Origin of the sequence: Occallatibacter riparius, assembly GCF_025264625.1 — a bacterium.
GTDB classification, from domain to species: domain Bacteria; phylum Acidobacteriota; class Terriglobia; order Terriglobales; family Acidobacteriaceae; genus Telmatobacter; species Telmatobacter riparius.
Map to the genome: position 1 here is coordinate 3,102,673 of NZ_CP093313.1, position 15,604 is coordinate 3,118,276.

Annotated in this window: 16 protein-coding genes; 14 read left to right on the forward strand and 2 right to left on the reverse strand. The window is 62.5% G+C overall.

Features of this window, described 5'->3' with window-relative positions; all coding sequences use genetic code 11:
- Nucleotides 1-3: 3 nt before the first annotated feature.
- The 13 genes from MOP44_RS12525 to tsaE all read left to right on the forward strand — a co-directional run bounded on the left by MOP44_RS12525 (nt 4) and on the right by tsaE (nt 13,520).
- Nucleotides 4-363: a c-type cytochrome gene (locus tag MOP44_RS12525; protein ID WP_260796374.1), complete on the forward strand. Its 360-nt coding sequence runs from the start codon at nt 4-6 to the stop codon at nt 361-363.
- 263 nt (nt 364-626) lie between these two features.
- Nucleotides 627-1,157, forward strand: coding sequence for a DUF4136 domain-containing protein (locus tag MOP44_RS12530; protein ID WP_260796375.1), 531 nt, complete (start codon nt 627-629; stop codon nt 1,155-1,157).
- Between the two features lie 38 nt (nt 1,158-1,195).
- Nucleotides 1,196-1,924, forward strand: a complete 729-nt coding sequence (locus MOP44_RS12535; protein WP_260796376.1) for a hypothetical protein — start codon at nt 1,196-1,198, stop codon at nt 1,922-1,924.
- A 234-nt stretch (nt 1,925-2,158) separates the two neighbouring features.
- The gene (locus tag MOP44_RS12540) at nt 2,159-4,648 is read left to right on the forward strand and encodes a DUF6600 domain-containing protein (RefSeq protein ID WP_260796377.1); all 2,490 of its coding nucleotides are present in this window, start codon (nt 2,159-2,161) and stop codon (nt 4,646-4,648) included.
- Between the two features lie 157 nt (nt 4,649-4,805).
- Complete coding sequence (gene dnaK, locus MOP44_RS12545) at nt 4,806-6,731, forward strand: molecular chaperone DnaK (RefSeq protein WP_260796378.1); 1,926 nt, start codon at nt 4,806-4,808, stop codon at nt 6,729-6,731.
- A gap of 145 nt (nt 6,732-6,876) precedes the next feature.
- Complete coding sequence (locus MOP44_RS12550; protein ID WP_260796379.1) at nt 6,877-7,155, forward strand: type II toxin-antitoxin system RelE/ParE family toxin; 279 nt, start codon at nt 6,877-6,879, stop codon at nt 7,153-7,155.
- 12 nt (nt 7,156-7,167) lie between these two features.
- Nucleotides 7,168-7,518 carry a HigA family addiction module antitoxin gene (locus tag MOP44_RS12555; RefSeq protein ID WP_260796380.1) on the forward strand — a complete coding sequence of 117 codons (351 nt, stop codon included), beginning with the start codon at nt 7,168-7,170 and terminating at the stop codon, nt 7,516-7,518.
- A gap of 32 nt (nt 7,519-7,550) precedes the next feature.
- The gene (locus tag MOP44_RS12560; RefSeq protein ID WP_260796381.1) at nt 7,551-8,744 is read left to right on the forward strand and encodes a DnaJ C-terminal domain-containing protein; all 1,194 of its coding nucleotides are present in this window, start codon (nt 7,551-7,553) and stop codon (nt 8,742-8,744) included.
- A gap of 63 nt (nt 8,745-8,807) precedes the next feature.
- The gene (locus MOP44_RS12565) at nt 8,808-9,212 is read left to right on the forward strand and encodes a MerR family transcriptional regulator (protein WP_260796382.1); all 405 of its coding nucleotides are present in this window, start codon (nt 8,808-8,810) and stop codon (nt 9,210-9,212) included.
- A gap of 66 nt (nt 9,213-9,278) precedes the next feature.
- Nucleotides 9,279-9,992: a sulfite exporter TauE/SafE family protein gene (locus tag MOP44_RS12570; RefSeq protein WP_260796643.1), complete on the forward strand. Its 714-nt coding sequence runs from the start codon at nt 9,279-9,281 to the stop codon at nt 9,990-9,992.
- Nucleotides 9,993-10,163: 171 nt separating this feature from the next.
- Nucleotides 10,164-11,339, forward strand: coding sequence for a glycosyltransferase (locus tag MOP44_RS12575; protein ID WP_260796383.1), 1,176 nt, complete (start codon nt 10,164-10,166; stop codon nt 11,337-11,339).
- A gap of 55 nt (nt 11,340-11,394) precedes the next feature.
- Nucleotides 11,395-13,044 (forward strand): NAD(P)H-hydrate dehydratase, encoded by a 1,650-nt coding sequence (locus tag MOP44_RS12580; RefSeq protein ID WP_260796384.1) that lies wholly within the window; start codon nt 11,395-11,397, stop codon nt 13,042-13,044.
- The gene (gene tsaE, locus MOP44_RS12585) at nt 13,041-13,520 is read left to right on the forward strand and encodes a tRNA (adenosine(37)-N6)-threonylcarbamoyltransferase complex ATPase subunit type 1 TsaE (RefSeq protein ID WP_260796385.1); all 480 of its coding nucleotides are present in this window, start codon (nt 13,041-13,043) and stop codon (nt 13,518-13,520) included. Before MOP44_RS12580 ends, tsaE begins: the two co-directional genes overlap by 4 nt.
- 11 nt (nt 13,521-13,531) lie before the next feature.
- Here tsaE and MOP44_RS12590 read toward each other — a convergent pair whose 3' ends face one another.
- Nucleotides 13,532-13,780, reverse strand: a complete 249-nt coding sequence (locus MOP44_RS12590) for a hypothetical protein (protein WP_260796386.1) — start codon at nt 13,778-13,780, stop codon at nt 13,532-13,534.
- A 124-nt stretch (nt 13,781-13,904) separates the two neighbouring features.
- Between MOP44_RS12590 and yiaK the strand changes: the two genes are divergently transcribed.
- Nucleotides 13,905-14,915, forward strand: coding sequence for a 3-dehydro-L-gulonate 2-dehydrogenase (gene yiaK / locus MOP44_RS12595; protein ID WP_260796387.1), 1,011 nt, complete (start codon nt 13,905-13,907; stop codon nt 14,913-14,915).
- A 33-nt stretch (nt 14,916-14,948) separates the two neighbouring features.
- On the opposite strand, the gene MOP44_RS12600 is transcribed toward yiaK, so the two are convergent.
- Nucleotides 14,949-15,569 carry a GNAT family N-acetyltransferase gene (locus MOP44_RS12600; RefSeq protein WP_260796388.1) on the reverse strand — a complete coding sequence of 207 codons (621 nt, stop codon included), beginning with the start codon at nt 15,567-15,569 and terminating at the stop codon, nt 14,949-14,951.
- Nucleotides 15,570-15,604 lie beyond the last annotated feature (35 nt).

The window sequence follows — 15,604 nt, forward strand, 5'->3', positions numbered from 1 at the left end:
GGGATGGTGCTGATGATCGTGCTGGCCGGGGGCCTGATGGGCGCGGGGGCGCAAGAGGCTCATTTCGCCGGAGTTCCGGCGAAGGATCATGCGCGGGCGAATCCGCTGGCGGGGAAGCCCGAGGCGGTCAGCGCGGGAGCGGCGCTCTACAAAGACCACTGTGCGGAGTGCCACCAGGCGGATGCGCAGGGAGATGGCAAGAAGAAGCCTTCGCTGCGGACGCCGGCGGTGCGAAGTGCCACGGACGGGGATCTCGAGTGGTTTTTGCGGCAGGGCGATCTACGGCACGGAATGCCGTCGTGGTCGAGTTTGCCGCAGGCGCATCGGTGGGCGATTGTGGCGTACCTGCGGTCGCTGCAGTAACGCTGAGGATAGGAGCCTCCGAGCCAGCTAAAAGCCTCCCTCGATCTGGAGCACGGCATGGAGCACGGCATGAGCCGTGCTCTTTGTTTTTGAGTTGACGATGTGGGTGGGTAGCTCCCCTGTTCTTCGCAGATCCGAGTGGCTGGCAGAACTCCCAGTGGACGAGGGGCGGGCGGCAGGTTCAGGGTTGCAGGGATCTCACCCCGGCTTTGGCACTCGCAAGGAACGATCAGGCCTCAGGCCTGAATAGGAGGGTTTTGGCTATGCAAAGGATGAGACGCACATTTTTGGCGGTCGCAGGGCTGGTTCTCTCAATGAGCGTGATGGGAATTGCGCAGGACGTAAAGACCAACTCCATGCCTGGCACCGACTTCTCGAAATATCACACCTACAAATGGGTCGCCATTGAGGGCGCATCGCACCCCGACCAGATCGTGGATGCCCAGATCAAGCAGTCGGTGGATGCGCAAATGGCTGCGAAGGGCCTGACGAAGGCGAGCGGCGACACTGCCGATCTGTTTGTCGGGTACCAGATCGCGGTTGACCAGGAGAAGCAGTGGAACGCGTACGGAATGGGTGGAGGGCTCCGGTGGGGCGGAATGGCGAACGCCACGAGCTCCACGATCAGTGTGGGAACGCTGGTTCTCGATATGTATGACCCGGGAACCAAGCAACTGGTCTGGACCGGCACCGCGACGAAGACCCTCGATGCGAGTTCCAAACAGGACAAGAACCAGAAGAACCTGGACAAGGCGATGGAGAAGCTGCTCAAGGATTACCCGCCCAAAGCTTAGCTGCTTCGCAGCAAAAGGGCCCAGTCAAGGAGACGTGCATGAGTCGTTTTGTAAGTCGTTGCCTGATCCCTGTCTGGCTGCTGGTCACTGGCGCAGGGATCGTCGTGGCTCAGAATCCCGAAATGCAGCAGAAGATCGCCGAGGTCAAACAGGCCGCTGCGGCGAACAAGCAGGCTCTCGCCCAATACACCTGGGTGGAGCAGGTGAGCATCAGCCTGAAGGGCGAGCAGAAAAAACTGCAGCACTTCCAGGTGCGTCTTGGACCCGACGGCAAGCCGCAGAAGCAGTCGATGGACCTGCCGGCCCAGCCCGCCGCCAGCAGCGATGCAGGTGGCGGCCGCAGAGGGCAACGGGTGAAGGAACACGTCGTCGACAAAAAGAAGGAGGAATACGAGGACTACGCGGATCAGATCAAGAGCCTGATCCAGCAGTACGTGCCTCCTGAGAAGGAGATGCTGGAGCAGGCGGCACAGAAGGGGAATATTGCGGCTGGGCCGGCAGCCGGCACGGAGGGCCAATACCGCCTGGTGATCTCCAACTACGTGAAGCAAGGCGATAGCATGACGATTTTGTTCGACACGGCGCGCAAGGGCATTGTGAGCCTCGCGATTGCCAGCTATCTCAGCGACCCCAAAGACGCGGTGAATGTCACGGTGGATTTTGCGTCGGAGCCCAGCGGGTTGAGCCATGTGTCCACGGAGACGATTAACGGAGTCAGCAAACAACTGACGATCGCGATTCAGAACAGCCAGTACAGACAGATGTAGGGTCCGGTGGGCAAACGTGGACTATTTACTTTTGCTGCAGTGGGTTAGCCTTGCAGGTTATGCGGCAAGCGGGGCGATATATTACTTGAGCGCACTCCAATTCTGAGTGTCCGGATCACCATCTGGAGAAGAATTGATTCTTAGCATTTCAGGCCGCCCTCGGGTGGCCTGATTGCGTGGACGGCGAAACAAAGATTCGAAAAAGCCGTTTACCCGAGAAGAAAGGACTTCCCCATGGACGTTGTTCCCACTTCTTTAAGCAGGAAACTTCGCACCGGCTGGGCACTGCCGGCGATCCTGCTGCTGGGATCGGCCGTAGCGTTCGCTCAGGACTACGGGCAGAATGATCAGGATCCACCGCCGGAGGCCGGGCGGCTTTCGGCTATTAACGGCAATGTGAGCGTGCAGCCCGCGGGCGCACAGGACTGGGGCCAGGCTTATGCCAACCTTCCGCTAGGGCCGGGCGATCGCATTTACACAGACGCGGGGAGCCGCGCCGAGATCCAGGTGGGGCAGACCTACCTGCGCGTCGGGCCAAATACCGATGTGACGCTGGTGGACGCGACCAATCAGGCGATCACCATAGGAATGGGCTCGGGATCGCTGAATGTGCACGCGTATGGGTTGTGGCAGAACCAACAACTGCAGGTTCAGACCCCCAGCGGAACGGCCACGGTGTATCAGCCCACGGACTTCAGGGCGGACGTGTACGGCGGGCAGGGACAGGACCAGTCGCAGGATCAGCAATTGTCGGCGGTGTTCACGCCGTTCAATGGAAGCGTGGATGTGGCGGGCGCGGATGGCGTGGGTGCGACGGTGCAGGCCGGGCAGTCGTTTGAGATGGCAGGCACGAACCCGGTGTATCCGCAGTGGCTGCAGCCGGCAGGCATGGATGACCTGGACCAGTGGAGCCGATCGCGCGATCAGCAGGTGGCGCGGGCGCAGTCGTATCAGTACATGAGTCCGGGCATGCCGGGCGGATATGAGCTGGATCGGGCGGGTCAGTGGCAGTCGGGGACGGAGTATGGGAATGTTTGGTTCCCGAACGTGGATCAGGACTGGGCGCCTTATCGCAACGGGCACTGGATCAACCGCGAGCCGTGGGGCTGGACGTGGGTGGAAGATGAGCAGTGGGGCTATGCGCCGTTCCACTACGGGCGCTGGGTGAACTACCACAATCGCTGGGGATGGATTCCTGGGCCGCGTGAAGAGCATCCGGTGTGGTCTCCGGCGCTGGTGGTGTTTGCGGGCGGAATGCAGGGCGGAGGCGGCGATCTCGCGGCATGGTTCCCGCTGGGACCGGGCGAGGCGTATCGGCCGTGGTACCGGTGCAGCCCGCGGTATGTGGATCGGGTGAACATCACGAATATTCAGCCTGCGCCGCGGGTAGTGGTGCAGAAGACCTATGTGAATATCACCAACGTGAACGTAACGAATGTGACGTATGTCAACCGCACGATGGGTGCTACGGCAGTTCCGCGCGAAGCGTTTGCCGGGGGGCGGCCGGTGCGGCAGGCGGCGGTTCGCGTGACGCCACAACAGATGCAGCAGGCACGCGTGGAAGCGAAGCCGGTGGTGCAGCCGACGCGGGCAGCCATGATTACGCGCCCGGCGGCGAAGCCGGTTCCAGTGAAGGCGGCTCCAGTGCTGATTAATGCGAAGGGGCAGGCGGTTGCGGCCAAGCCGCATGCGCAACCTCAGGCTCCGCCGGTGCGGCAGGCGGCAGCAGCGCCTCGGCCGATTCCGGGACGGCAGGTGATTGCTCCTCCGCCGAACGCGAAGATGACACCGGCGGCACAGCAGGCGGCGAAGGCTCATCCTCCGGCGCAGGCGGGGCAGGGCCAGCCGCAGAATCCGCAGGGTCGGCCGGAGCCTGGGAATCATCCGCAGCAAGGAAATCAGCCCGTGGCGAGACCGGGGAATCAGCCTGTTCCGCAGCAGGGAGCGAGGCCCGGGAACCAGCCTGTGCCGCAGCAGGGAGCCAGGCCGGGGAATCAGCCTCCGAATCAGCAGCCGCATCCGATGACGCCGCCTCCAGGAGCGCAGCCTGGGCAAAGGCCAGCCATTCCGCCGCAGACGAACCGGCCGGGAACGCAGGAGCCGTCGCGTCCGGATCGGCCGGGAACTGTTCCGCAGCAGCGGCCTGTGCCGGGTGAGCCTCCGGCTGCTCGGCCGGGCGAACCTCCAGCAGCCCGACCTGGACAGCCTCCGGCGCGGCCGGCGACACCGCCGCAGGATCAATCGCGGCCTGAGCGCCCGGACATGACTCCGCAGCGGCCGGGTGAGGCGCGGCCGCAGAATCCGCAGCCGGGACGGCCAATGCCGCCGCCGCAGGCACGGCCGGAGCCGCAGAACCGGGCGCCGGAGCCTCCGGCGCAGCATCCGGTGCCGCCTCCTGCGGAAAGGACGGCGCCTCCGGCTCAGCGGACCTTGCCGCCGACTGAGCATACGACGCCGCCCCCGGCGCAGCGGCCGGGTCCGGAACAGCGGCCGACGCCGCAGCAGCAACGGCCGGCGATGCCAGGGGAGCGGCCCGGTCCGCCTCCGCAGGCGCGGCCGGAAAGCCGACCGCAGACTCCGCCTCCGCAGGCGCGGCCTCAGGGTCCGCCGCCGAGACAGCAGCAGCCGGAGCCCCGGCCGGGTACGCAGCCGGATCGGAACCATCCTGCTCCGCCGGAAAGGGATAAGCCGAAGCCGAAGCCGGACCAGAATCCTCCGCAATAAGGGAGATAGGGTCGCCGCGAAGGATGCGGCGGCCCTTTTTCGTTGACGTCCCCTTTCTGCATCAACTTACATACATGTGCTCAATAAAAGTTGACACTAATACACTCAATGCCGCATCTTATCTTTGTCAGTATTTTTAGGATGCGGGAGCCAAGCTATGGCAAAAATTATCGGAATCGATCTCGGAACCACCAACTCGTGCGTGGCGGTTCTGGAGGGCGGAGAGCCCAAAGTTATCCCCAATGAGGAGGGTTCGCGCACGACGCCCTCGGTGGTCGGTTTCACGAAGTCTGGCGAGCGCCTGGTTGGCCAGGTGGCAAAGCGCCAGGCGATTACCAACCCCGAGAACACAGTTTTCTCGATCAAGCGCTTCATGGGCCGTCGTTTCAACGAAGTGAACGACGAGATGAAGATGGTCCCTTACAAGGTGACGCAGCAGGGCGATCACGTGGCCGTGGTGGCGCAGGGCAAGGAGTACACCCCGCCGGAAGTGTCGGCCATGATTCTGCAGAAGTTGAAGAAGGCGGCGGAAGCCTACCTGGGCGAGAGCGTGAGCGAGGCTGTGATCACGGTTCCGGCCTACTTTAACGACGCGCAGCGCCAGGCTACGAAGGACGCCGGCAAGATCGCCGGACTGGATGTGAAGCGCATTGTGAACGAGCCGACGGCGGCCGCGCTGGCCTACGGGCTCGACAAGAAGAAGGACGAGACGATCGCTGTGTACGACTTCGGCGGCGGCACCTTCGATATTTCCATTCTGGAAGTGGGCGAAGGCGTCATCGAGGTGAAGTCGACGAATGGCGACACGCACCTGGGCGGCGACAACCTGGACCAGCGGATTGTGGACTGGCTTATTGCCGAGTTCAAGCAGGAAGAGGGACTCGACCTGAGCTCGAAGGGCAACGAGATGGCGCTGCAGCGTCTGAAGGACGCCGCGGAAAAGGCCAAGATCGAGCTGTCGACGACCGTCGAGACCGAGATCAATCTGCCGTTTATCACGGCGGACGCGACTGGGCCGAAGCACCTGGTGCGGAAGCTGACGCGCGCGAAGCTGGAGCAGATGGTGCAGGACCTGCTGGAGCGGTCGCTGGAGCCATGCAAGAAGGCGATGGCGGATGCGGGCGTAAAGACGAGCGACATCGACGAGGTTGTGCTCGTCGGCGGTCAGACGCGTATGCCCAAGATCCAGGAGATGGTGAAGACGCTGTTCGGCAAGGAGCCTCATCGTGGCGTGAACCCGGACGAAGTGGTTGCCGTGGGCGCGGCTGTGCAGGCCGGCGTGCTGGCCGGCGAAGTGAAGGATCTGCTTCTGCTGGACGTGACGCCGCTGACGCTGGCGATTGAAACGCTGGGCGGCGTGGCGACTCCGATGATTCCGCGCAACACGACGATTCCGACGAAGAAGACGGAGACGTTCTCGACGGCGGCCGATTCGCAGACCGAGGTTGAGGTTCACGTGCTGCAGGGCGAGCGCCCGATGGCGGGACAGAACCGCACGCTGGGCAAGTTCAAGCTGGCAGGGATTCCTCCGGCGCCGCGCGGCGTGCCGCAGATCGAAGTCACTTTCGACATCGATGCAAACGGCATTCTGAACGTGACGGCGAAGGATAACGCGACGGGCAAGGACACGCGCATCACGATTACTTCCAGCTCGGGTTTGAGCAAGGAAGAGGTGGAGCGCATGGCGAAGGAAGCCGAGTCGCACGCCGCCGAGGACAAGGAGAAGCGCGAAGAGATTGAAGCGCGCAACTCGCTGGACTCGATGGTCTACAACATCGAGAAGATGCTGAAGGAGTCGGGCGACAAGGTGCAGGCTTCCGACAAGGGCGACGTGGAAACGGCGCTCGCTGACGCGAAGAAGGTGCTGGCGGAGAATGCTCCGGCTGCGGAGCTGAAGTCGGCGCTGGAGAAGTTGACGCAGAGCAGCCACAAGCTGGCCGAGGCGATGTACAAGGCTGGTTCTGCACAGGCTGCGGCCGGTGCGGCGCCAGGCGGCGAAGGTCAGAGCGAGCCGCATGCCGAACAGAAGAAGGACGAAGGCATCATCGACGCCGAGTACGTGGACGCGGAAGAGAAGAAGTAGCACCTGCGGTGCGGCCAACCCCGCCCTTGGGGCGGCTGGAGCAGTAAAGGCGGGGTGAGCGGCGTTGGTCGTTCACCCCGTTTTGATTAGATCGGGCGCTCGTCTCATCCGTTTAGCGTTTACCGTGTTACGATAAGCGCTAAACATGATCCAGACGTTCGCGGATACCGAAACCGAGGCCCTCTTCCGAACGGGAAAAAGCCGGCAATGGAAGAACATCGCACGAACGGCGGTGCGTCGGCTGCAAGCGCTTGACTTTGCGAGTGCGATGGAGGACTTGAAGAACCCTCCGGGAAATCGGCTCGAACGGCTGAAAGGCGACCGGAAAGGTCAATGGAGCATTCGAATCAACGAGCAGTTCCGAATTTGCTTCCGGTGGGATGGCAAGGACGCCTGGGATGTTGAGATCGTGGATTATCACTGAGGAGACTGGCAGATGAGTATTCCCCGAAAGCCTGACGAGCGCAGCATCCCGGTTCATCCAGGGGAGTTTCTGCGTGAGGATTTTCTTACGCCGCTGGGTTTGTCGGCCAATGCTTTGGCTCTTGCCTTGCGAGTGCCGGTTACGCGCATCTCTGAGATTGTGAGAGAACGCAGAGGCATTACGGCAGATACGGCGCTACGGCTGGCGCGCTATTTCGGAACGACGCCGGATTTTTGGATGAAGATGCAGATGGCATACGATCTCGCGGTTGCGAGCAGGGAGTCGAAGAAGCGGATCGAGGTCGAGATCTTTCCTGCGCCGCGTACGGAATCCGGTGAATTGAAAGCCAGACAGATCGCCTGAAGAACAGGCTGAAGTAAAGAGTTCAAGAGACAATGGCCACGACCCAGAACAAGGATTACTACGCGACGCTCGGTGTGAAGAAGACGGCCACGCAGGAGGAGATCCGCAAGGCCTTCCGCAAGGCTGCGCGCAAATATCATCCCGACGTGAACCCGGGCGATAAGAAGGCCGAGGAGAAGTTCAAGGAGATCTCCGAGGCCAACGATATTCTCTCGGACGAGAAGAAGCGCAAGGTCTATGACCAGCTCGGGTTCTATTCCGATCAGATCAACCCCGAGCAGGCCGAGGCCTATGCGCGCCAGCAGGGCGGGTTTCACGGCGGCCACGGCGGCGGTGTGCCTGTGGACTTTGGCGGGTTTGATTTTTCGGGCTTCCAGGGGGGCGCGGGCCAGCAACAGCAGGGCGGAGGCTGGTCGAGCTTCAAGGACATCTTCTCCGGCATCTTCAGCGGGCAGCAGCAGCCACAGCGTGCGCGCGGTCCGCAGCAGGGCACCGATCTCGAGTACCAGGCGACGGTCGACTTCTGGACGGCGATTCGCGGGGGGCAGGCGCGGCTGCAGGTGCATCGGCAGGAGACGTGTCCCACGTGCCATGGGCAGTCGACCACCGGCGGGCCGACGACTTGTCCTGAGTGCAACGGGTCGGGCCAGGTGACGCAGATGGGCGGCCGCATGAAGTTCAATATTCAGTGCCCGCGCTGCGGCGGATCGGGGCGCGTGACGAGCGACTGCGCCACTTGCCACGGTGAGGGCGTGATCGATCGCACGGAGAATGTGGACTTCCGCATCAAGGCGGGCACGCGCGATGGGCAGCGCATCCGGCTGCAGGGAAAGGGCAATGCGGGTACGCACGGGGGTGCGCCGGGCGACCTGTTCCTGATTGTGCGGGTGGGGACGCATCCGGTGTTCAGCCGAACGGGCGACGACATCAACATCACGGTGCCGGTGACGGTTCCGGAGGCGAGCCTGGGTGCGAAGGTTGAAGTGCCGACCATTGATGGGCGCGCGCACCTGAAGATTCCGCCGGGAACGCAGAGCGGGCAGAAGCTGCGTATGCGCGAGCGCGGCGTGGAGAACTCGCAGCGTCCGGGCGTACGCGGCGACCAGATTGTGACGGTGCAGGTGGTGGTGCCGCAACTCGGCGACGAGCGTAGCCGCGAGATTATGCGGGAGTTGGCGAAGCTGAATCCGGCGGATCCGCGGGAACAGTTGTTCGAGAAGATGTAGAGGCAGGGATTAGGAGTTACGGAATAAGGGTTAGAAAGCGAAGTCGACTCTGGTGGTGAACTGATGCCTGCGAAACGCAAATCGAAGGGTGCATACATGATCTCGGCGGTGGCCGAGATGTACGAGATTCATCCCCAGACGCTGCGACTGTATGAGCGCGAGGGGCTGCTGAAGCCGTCGCGCACCGAGGGCAACACGCGGCTCTACACCGATGAGGATTTGGAGCGGCTGGAGTTCATCCTCAACCTGGCGCGCGACCTGGGCGTGAATATCGCCGGCATCGCGATCATTTTGCAGATGCGGGAGCGCATGGAGGAGATGAATCGGCAGATGCAGAGCTTCGTGGAATACGTGCGCTCGGAGATGCTGTCGCGCTTCCAGCAGAATGCACCGGGGGCTACGGGTGCGATTGTGCCGCTGCGGAAACCGGTGGGCGTGCCGCGGGGTAACGGCGGCCGGCGGGAGTAGCTTTAGCCACTGCGCCCGCGCTCTGGAGTTGAACCTATTCACACTTCCCTGGTCTTTGTTTTACTCATCGTTTTCATTGCCACTCTGATCCGGTCGGCGTTTGGGTTCGGGGAGGCGCTTGTTGCCGTGCCTCTGCTGTCGTTCTGCATGCCGTTGCGGGTGGCGGCGCCGCTGGCAGTGCTGCTCTCGATTACCATCGCGGGCATCGTGGTTGTGCAGGACTGGCGCCGCATCCATCTGCGCAGCGCGGGCTGGCTGATCGCGTCGAGCGCCGCGGGGATTCCACTTGGTGTGTGGCTGTTGAGCAGCAGTCACCAGCGCATCGTGAAGTGCGGACTGGGCGTGTTGATCCTGTTGTTCTCGCTGTACTCCCTGGTTGGACGCAAGCCGCCGGAGTTGCACAGCGACCGGCGCGTCTGGCTGCTGGGCTGTGGGCTGGTGGCGGGTGTGCTTGGCGGCGCCTACGGCATGAATGGGCCGCCGCTGGTGATCTACGGATCGATGCGGCGCTGGTCTGCGCAGCACTTTCGCGCAACGCTGCAGGCGTACTTTCTTCCGGTCAGCATTCTTGGAATGGCGGGCTACTGGCTGAGTGGCTTGTGGGTTCCGGTGGTGACGCACGACTATCTTCTGTCGCTGCCTGTCGCTCTTCCCGCCGTCTTTCTGGGCAGGGCCATCAATCATCGCCTTTCTGGCGATAAGTTCCTCAAATACATCTACGCGGGACTGGCGGCTACGGGCGCGTTGCTTGTCATCATGGTCATTACCGGCCACGTGTAATGCGCCGAGTTGTATCCCGGCGGGGGCTAAAGCCCGAGATCTTTATTGGGTGCTTTGCGGCACGACTAAAGTCATGCCCTGTTACAAAGCCTCTCGCCCCGGCTAAATCTATCAGACGTAGTCGGCGCTTAGAGACAATTCGCGGCACCATCCATTTATCCTTAGCTCTGCATGCTGTATGCGCTTCTTGCACTCGCGGTATTTGGCCTGATTACTTCGTCTGTCTTCACGGGCATGGTTCTGGCCGCGCTGCCGCGCTTTTTTCGCGAACGCCGCGAGGCATTCATGGCGATGGATCGCGAGCCCAAGTACACGCCTCCGCTGAGCCTGCTGAAGCCATTGCATGGAGCGGAGCCGGGGCTTGAGTCGTACCTGACTACTTTTTTCGAGCAGGTTTATCCAGCGTACGAGATTTTGTTCTGCACCAAGTCGGCGGATGATGCTGGTCTGGCGCTGGCACGCGAAGTTGCTGCGCGTTATCCGGAGATTCCGGTGCAGTTTCTCTCGACCGGCGGACAGCCCGACTACATAAACGCGAAGGTCGCGCAGATGGAGTTGATGGCCCAGCAAGCGACCCATGACATCTTCGTGATCAGCGATAGCGATGTGCGGGTGACGCAGGATTATCTGCAGGCTGTCGCGCTGCCGTTCGAGGATCCGAAGGTGGGCGGCCTCACGTGCCTCTATCGCGGCGTCGCTGCGGAAGGCGGACTCTGGGCGCAGCTTGAGGCTGTCGGCATGAGCGTGGAGATGTCGGCAGGCGTGCTGGTGGCGCGCAGCATGGAGGGGATGCAGTTTACGCTGGGGCCCACGATGGCGTTTCGCCGCCAGGTCATTCGCAAGATGGGCGGGTTCGCGGTCACGGCGGATTATTGCGCGGATGATTTCGTGCTGGGCAACGAGGCGCACAAGCACGGCGACACGATCGTGCTGAGTCATCACTCGATTGACCACATGGTGATCAATGCGAGCTTCTGGCAGTCGATGCTGCACCAGGTGCGGTGGATGAAATCGACGCGTTTCTCGCGGCCGAAGGGGCACTTTGGCACGTCGCTCACGTTCAGCATGCCGTTCGGGCTGCTGGGGCTTGGTGCAGGGCTTGCGTCGCATCACACGGCGATCGGCGTGAGCCTCATGGCCTGGGCGTTGATTTCGCGCTGGCTGCTTTCTCTGGGCGTAGGCAACTGGGTGGTTCGCGATTCGAACTGGTTCGGGCTGCTGGTGCTTTATCCCGTTCGCGATCTGATGGGCTTCTTGTTCTGGGCTGCAAGTTACACATCGAGCAAAATTCACTGGCGCGGGCGCAAGTTCCAACTGCTGCCTGGCGGCAAGATGCGCGCGGCTTAACGGCCAGAGAGGCTGAGGGCGCCGCTGACCGCAGGTCGTCGTCTACCATGAACGCATGAAAATTCTCTCGGCCGCCGAGATGCAGGCCTGCGATCGCGCTACGACGGAGAGCTTCGGGATTCCATCGTTTGACTTGATGCGCCACGCGGCCGCCGCGGTGGCGACTTTCGCGCGCGAACGTTTCGCCAAAGCGCGCCGCATTACGGTGCTGTGCGGGCGCGGCAATAACGGCGGAGACGGCATGATGGCGGCGCGTCTGCTGGGCGGCCATGGGCTGCACGTTACGGTGATGCTGCTGGGCTCGCCGGATGGGCTGGCCGGAGACGCTGCCGAGGCGTGGCGCAGGCTGGGAGACGCAGGGAATTGCAGGCTGGTGGTTGTGGAGACGGAGGAGCAACTGCAAGATCACCAGGCGGCGTTCCGAGCTGACCTGATCATCGATGCGGTTCTCGGCACCGGATTCAAGCCGCCGATGAGGGGTCTGGCACTGGCTGCGCTGCAATGGGTTCGAGACAGCGACGCGCCGGTGCTCGCGGTGGATCTGCCTTCCGGCTGGGCGGCGGACGAGATGAAGGGCGATGGCGACGAGCAAGTGTATCCGGCGGACGGGGTTGTTACGTTCACGGCGCCCAAACCTGCGCATGTATTCGGCGAACTCACGAGGCGGTGGAATCAGCCGGTAGTGGTTGCGCCGATCGGTTCGCCTGACGAGGCGATGGCGTCTTCGCTTGATTTGTACTGGGCGGGAACTGCGCAGGAGATTGTGCAGACGCCGCGGCCGTTCGACTCGAACAAGGGCAAGTATGGGCACGTGCTGGTGATCGGCGGTACCTTTGGCTCGGCGGGGGGCAAGGCGGGAGCGCCTGCGATGACGGCGATGGCGGCCATGCGCGCGGGCGCGGGGCTGGTAACGGCAGCAGTGCCGGAGCCGGCTCTGCCGACCGTGGCGCGGTTTGCGCCTGAGTTGATGACGGTGCCGCTGGAGACGAATGGCCTGGGCGAAGCGCAACTGAGCGCTGATGAGGAGAAGCGTCAGGCGCTGTTGAAGGGGATGACGGTGGCAGCCGTTGGGCCGGGACTTGGGCAGGGTTCGGGAGCCGAGGCGATTCTGGAATGGCTGTTGAATGAGACGATTCCACTGGTGATCGATGCGGACGGGTTGAATGTTCTGGCCAAGTCGATGGAACTGCTCGGAGGGGTGGGGGGCGCGGGGCGCACGATTGTGCTTACGCCGCATCCCGGTGAGATGGCGAGGCTTGCGGGGATATCGACTGCCGAGGTTCAGTCGGATCGGCTCAACGTTGCGCGCGACTTTGCGGCGCGTTACGGCGTGATTCTCGTATTGAAAGGAGCGCACACGCTGATTGCGCATCCAAGCGGGCGAGTGGCGGTGAACACTACGGGCAATCCCGGGATGGCGAAGGGCGGCAGCGGCGACCTGCTAACGGGCGTAATTGCGGGACTTCTCGCGCAATTTCCGAGTGATCCGGAGAGGGCGGTGGAGGCGGCGGTTTATATCCATGGGCTGGCCGCGGACTTCGCGGTGCGCGCAGGGGACGAGCACACGTTACTTGCGACTGACACTTTGTCCTACTTTTCCAACGCGTTTCGCTTTCGCTCGACGCGCAGGAACGGTTATGTTTGGTTGCAGGGGCTGCCGGCTGACCTGACCGCGGCAAAGAGCTCCAGCGAGGCAGCAGAATGAGCAATCACGCCCCGGTGGCCGAAGGCCGCATCCACGAGTTCACCACGCAGAGCGGTGCGGACACCATCGAGGTCGGCCGGAAGCTGGCCGATTTGCTCAAGCCGCCGCAGTTGCTGCTGCTCCGCGGGGAACTGGGGACGGGCAAGACTACGCTGGTGAAGGGCATTGCGCAGGCTCTCGATGCGGCTGATCCCGACGAAGTGACGAGCCCGACGTTCACGCTCATCCATGAGTACGAGGGTACGCAGCACGGGAAGCCTGTGCGGCTGTTCCATCTTGATGTTTATCGGATCGAGGGCGAGCGCCAGTTGGAGACACTGGGGCTGGATGAGCTGCTTACGGACAATTCGCTGGTGCTGGTGGAGTGGGGCGAGAAGTTCAAGAGCCTGGTGAAGCGGGCGACCGGCGAGATTGCGATTACTTCCGCGGGTGGGGATGCGCGGAAGATTCGGGTGACGTCGAAGGATACGCCGTAAGCTGTGATCTGCTAATGGGAAGCGCGGTCGTCGCGCAGAGGTTCGCTTCCGTCTTCGACGCAGAGCTTGCAGTCTTTGTTGGTCTTGCGATAGTAGATGGCGGAACCCGCGAAGATGGCCGCCGATATGAGGGACCAGAGGGCAGCCTCCCGCGCGGCGTCGACTGCGTGACGGCCTCTGAGGATGTAGACGAGCGTCAGAGTGACGAATGCGATGGCAAAGACCTGAACGAATCGCTTGACGAGAAAACCTGGTCTCATGGGGAAGTGCCGTCTCCTGGATGCTCTTCCATCTTAGCGGTACGAGATTCACTGGCTGCAAGTGTTCGGGTGGTTCTGAACCGGGGTGGATCGGGGTACACACCAGCACCCTACAATTTGACTCATGCAGCGGATCCCCTTTGACGAAGTTCATCGGCAGCTTACCGCGGTTCTCATCAAACTCGGCTTCACCGCCGATCGTGCTGCGCTGTCTGCGCGCCTCTTCGCTGAGACTACGCGCGACGGCGTCTACTCGCATGGCGTGAATCGCTTCCTGCGCTTTGTCGCGATGATTCGCAATGGGAGTGTCGATGCTGCTGCGGGGCCGCGTGTGGTTTCGCGGTTTGGCGCGATGGAGCGATGGGATGGACAGCGGGGTCCGGGCAATCTCAACGCGTATGCGGCGATGGAGCGAGCGATTGTGCTTAGCCGCGAGCACGGCATGGGGTGCGTTGCGCTGGGCAATACCAATCACTGGATGCGCGGCGGGACGTATGGCTGGCAGGCCGCGGACGCGGGTGCTATCGGCATCTGCTGGACGAACACCATGCCCAACGTGCCGCCGTGGGGCGCAAGCGAGCCTGCGATCGGCAACAATCCACTGGTGATTGCGGTTCCGCGCGCCGCGGGGCACGTGGTGCTGGACATTGCTATATCGCAGTTCTCCCTGGGCGCCATTGAGGGCTATCGGAAGCGCGGCGAAACGCTCCCGGTCGACGGGGGCTTCGATACTGCGGGGCACCTTACGCGCGATCCTGCGGCGATTGAAGCCACGCAACGGATGTTGCCCATCGGCTACTGGAAGGGCTCAGGACTTGCGATCATGCTCGACATGATGGCCGCGATGCTTACGGCGGGCAGCGCGACGCACCAGATCGACACCGATCCGCTGCGCGAGACCGGGCTGTCGCAGGTGTTTATTGCAATGCAGCCTGCCGCGCTTGGGGACCAGGCCGAACTGGAGCGGATCGCCGACGATGTCGTTGCGTCGCTGCACCGCGCCCGGCCTGTTGAGGGCGGAAGGGGCGTCCGCTTTCCCGGGGAAAACACGCTGCGTCTTCGCGAGGAGAATTTGCGGCTTGGGCTGCCGGTTGATCCTGCACTTTGGCAGGAGATTGTTGCGCTGGGAGCTTGAGGTGTACTGCTCTGGTTTGACCAGCAGACCTAGTCAGATCAGGCGGATGGTCTCGGGCATGTGATTCAGCATCGTGTTGATGCGAGGGTCGCTCTCGGACATGCCATACACCTGCGTGTAGCAGGACGTGAGCCACGCGCGTAGACGCGGCTTCGTAATCGAGCCGGGCAGCTTATCGCCATATACGAACAGATCCATCAGCGGGGGCCGCGCGCTCGACACCGGCGGCATGCGATAGGTCAGTCCTTCGATCTGCCTACATCCAAGCCGACAGTAGAAGGCTTTTCGCCGCGTGAGTAATTCGGGATCGGCACCGTGAGTGACTTCTGCGTCCACCTCGATCAGCAGGGGGCGGCCATGGAGTTGCGGCTGTGAAGCGGTCGCGCGGAAGAGGTCGGCGCCGAGGCCACTGCCGCGCCGAGCTGCATCAATGGCTATGTACTCCAGGAGTGCCGCATCGGAGTCGAGGAGGGTAGTGCAGATGGAAAAGCCGACGACGGTGCTGTCGTCGACCGCTGCCAGAAAGATGTATTCGGGTTGCGCGATCATGCGCCGCAGAGCATCCTCGCTTTTGCATTCACTCGGCGGAAGAGCTTGGCTGTAGATGCGGAGGAGTGCGTTAAACTGCGGATCGTCAGCCGAGCTTATTCGCACGATTTCTATCATCGGTGTGTCGACACAAAGCAAAA

Excerpts from the sequence above, each read along its gene's own strand:
- MOP44_RS12525 (WP_260796374.1), top strand. The coding sequence starts at position 4 with ATGGTGCTGATGATCGTGCTGGCCGGGGGCCTGATGGGCGCGGGGGCG.
- MOP44_RS12530 (WP_260796375.1), top strand. The coding sequence starts at position 627 with ATGCAAAGGATGAGACGCACATTTTTGGCGGTCGCAGGGCTGGTTCTC.
- MOP44_RS12535 (WP_260796376.1), top strand. The coding sequence starts at position 1,196 with ATGAGTCGTTTTGTAAGTCGTTGCCTGATCCCTGTCTGGCTGCTGGTC.
- MOP44_RS12540 (WP_260796377.1), top strand. The coding sequence starts at position 2,159 with ATGGACGTTGTTCCCACTTCTTTAAGCAGGAAACTTCGCACCGGCTGG.
- dnaK (WP_260796378.1), top strand. The coding sequence starts at position 4,806 with ATGGCAAAAATTATCGGAATCGATCTCGGAACCACCAACTCGTGCGTG.
- MOP44_RS12550 (WP_260796379.1), top strand. The coding sequence starts at position 6,877 with ATGATCCAGACGTTCGCGGATACCGAAACCGAGGCCCTCTTCCGAACG.
- MOP44_RS12555 (WP_260796380.1), top strand. The coding sequence starts at position 7,168 with ATGAGTATTCCCCGAAAGCCTGACGAGCGCAGCATCCCGGTTCATCCA.
- MOP44_RS12560 (WP_260796381.1), top strand. The coding sequence starts at position 7,551 with ATGGCCACGACCCAGAACAAGGATTACTACGCGACGCTCGGTGTGAAG.
- MOP44_RS12565 (WP_260796382.1), top strand. The coding sequence starts at position 8,808 with ATGCCTGCGAAACGCAAATCGAAGGGTGCATACATGATCTCGGCGGTG.
- MOP44_RS12575 (WP_260796383.1), top strand. The coding sequence starts at position 10,164 with ATGCTGTATGCGCTTCTTGCACTCGCGGTATTTGGCCTGATTACTTCG.
- MOP44_RS12580 (WP_260796384.1), top strand. The coding sequence starts at position 11,395 with ATGAAAATTCTCTCGGCCGCCGAGATGCAGGCCTGCGATCGCGCTACG.
- tsaE (WP_260796385.1), top strand. The coding sequence starts at position 13,041 with ATGAGCAATCACGCCCCGGTGGCCGAAGGCCGCATCCACGAGTTCACC.
- MOP44_RS12590 (WP_260796386.1), bottom strand. The coding sequence starts at position 13,780 with ATGAGACCAGGTTTTCTCGTCAAGCGATTCGTTCAGGTCTTTGCCATC.
- yiaK (WP_260796387.1), top strand. The coding sequence starts at position 13,905 with ATGCAGCGGATCCCCTTTGACGAAGTTCATCGGCAGCTTACCGCGGTT.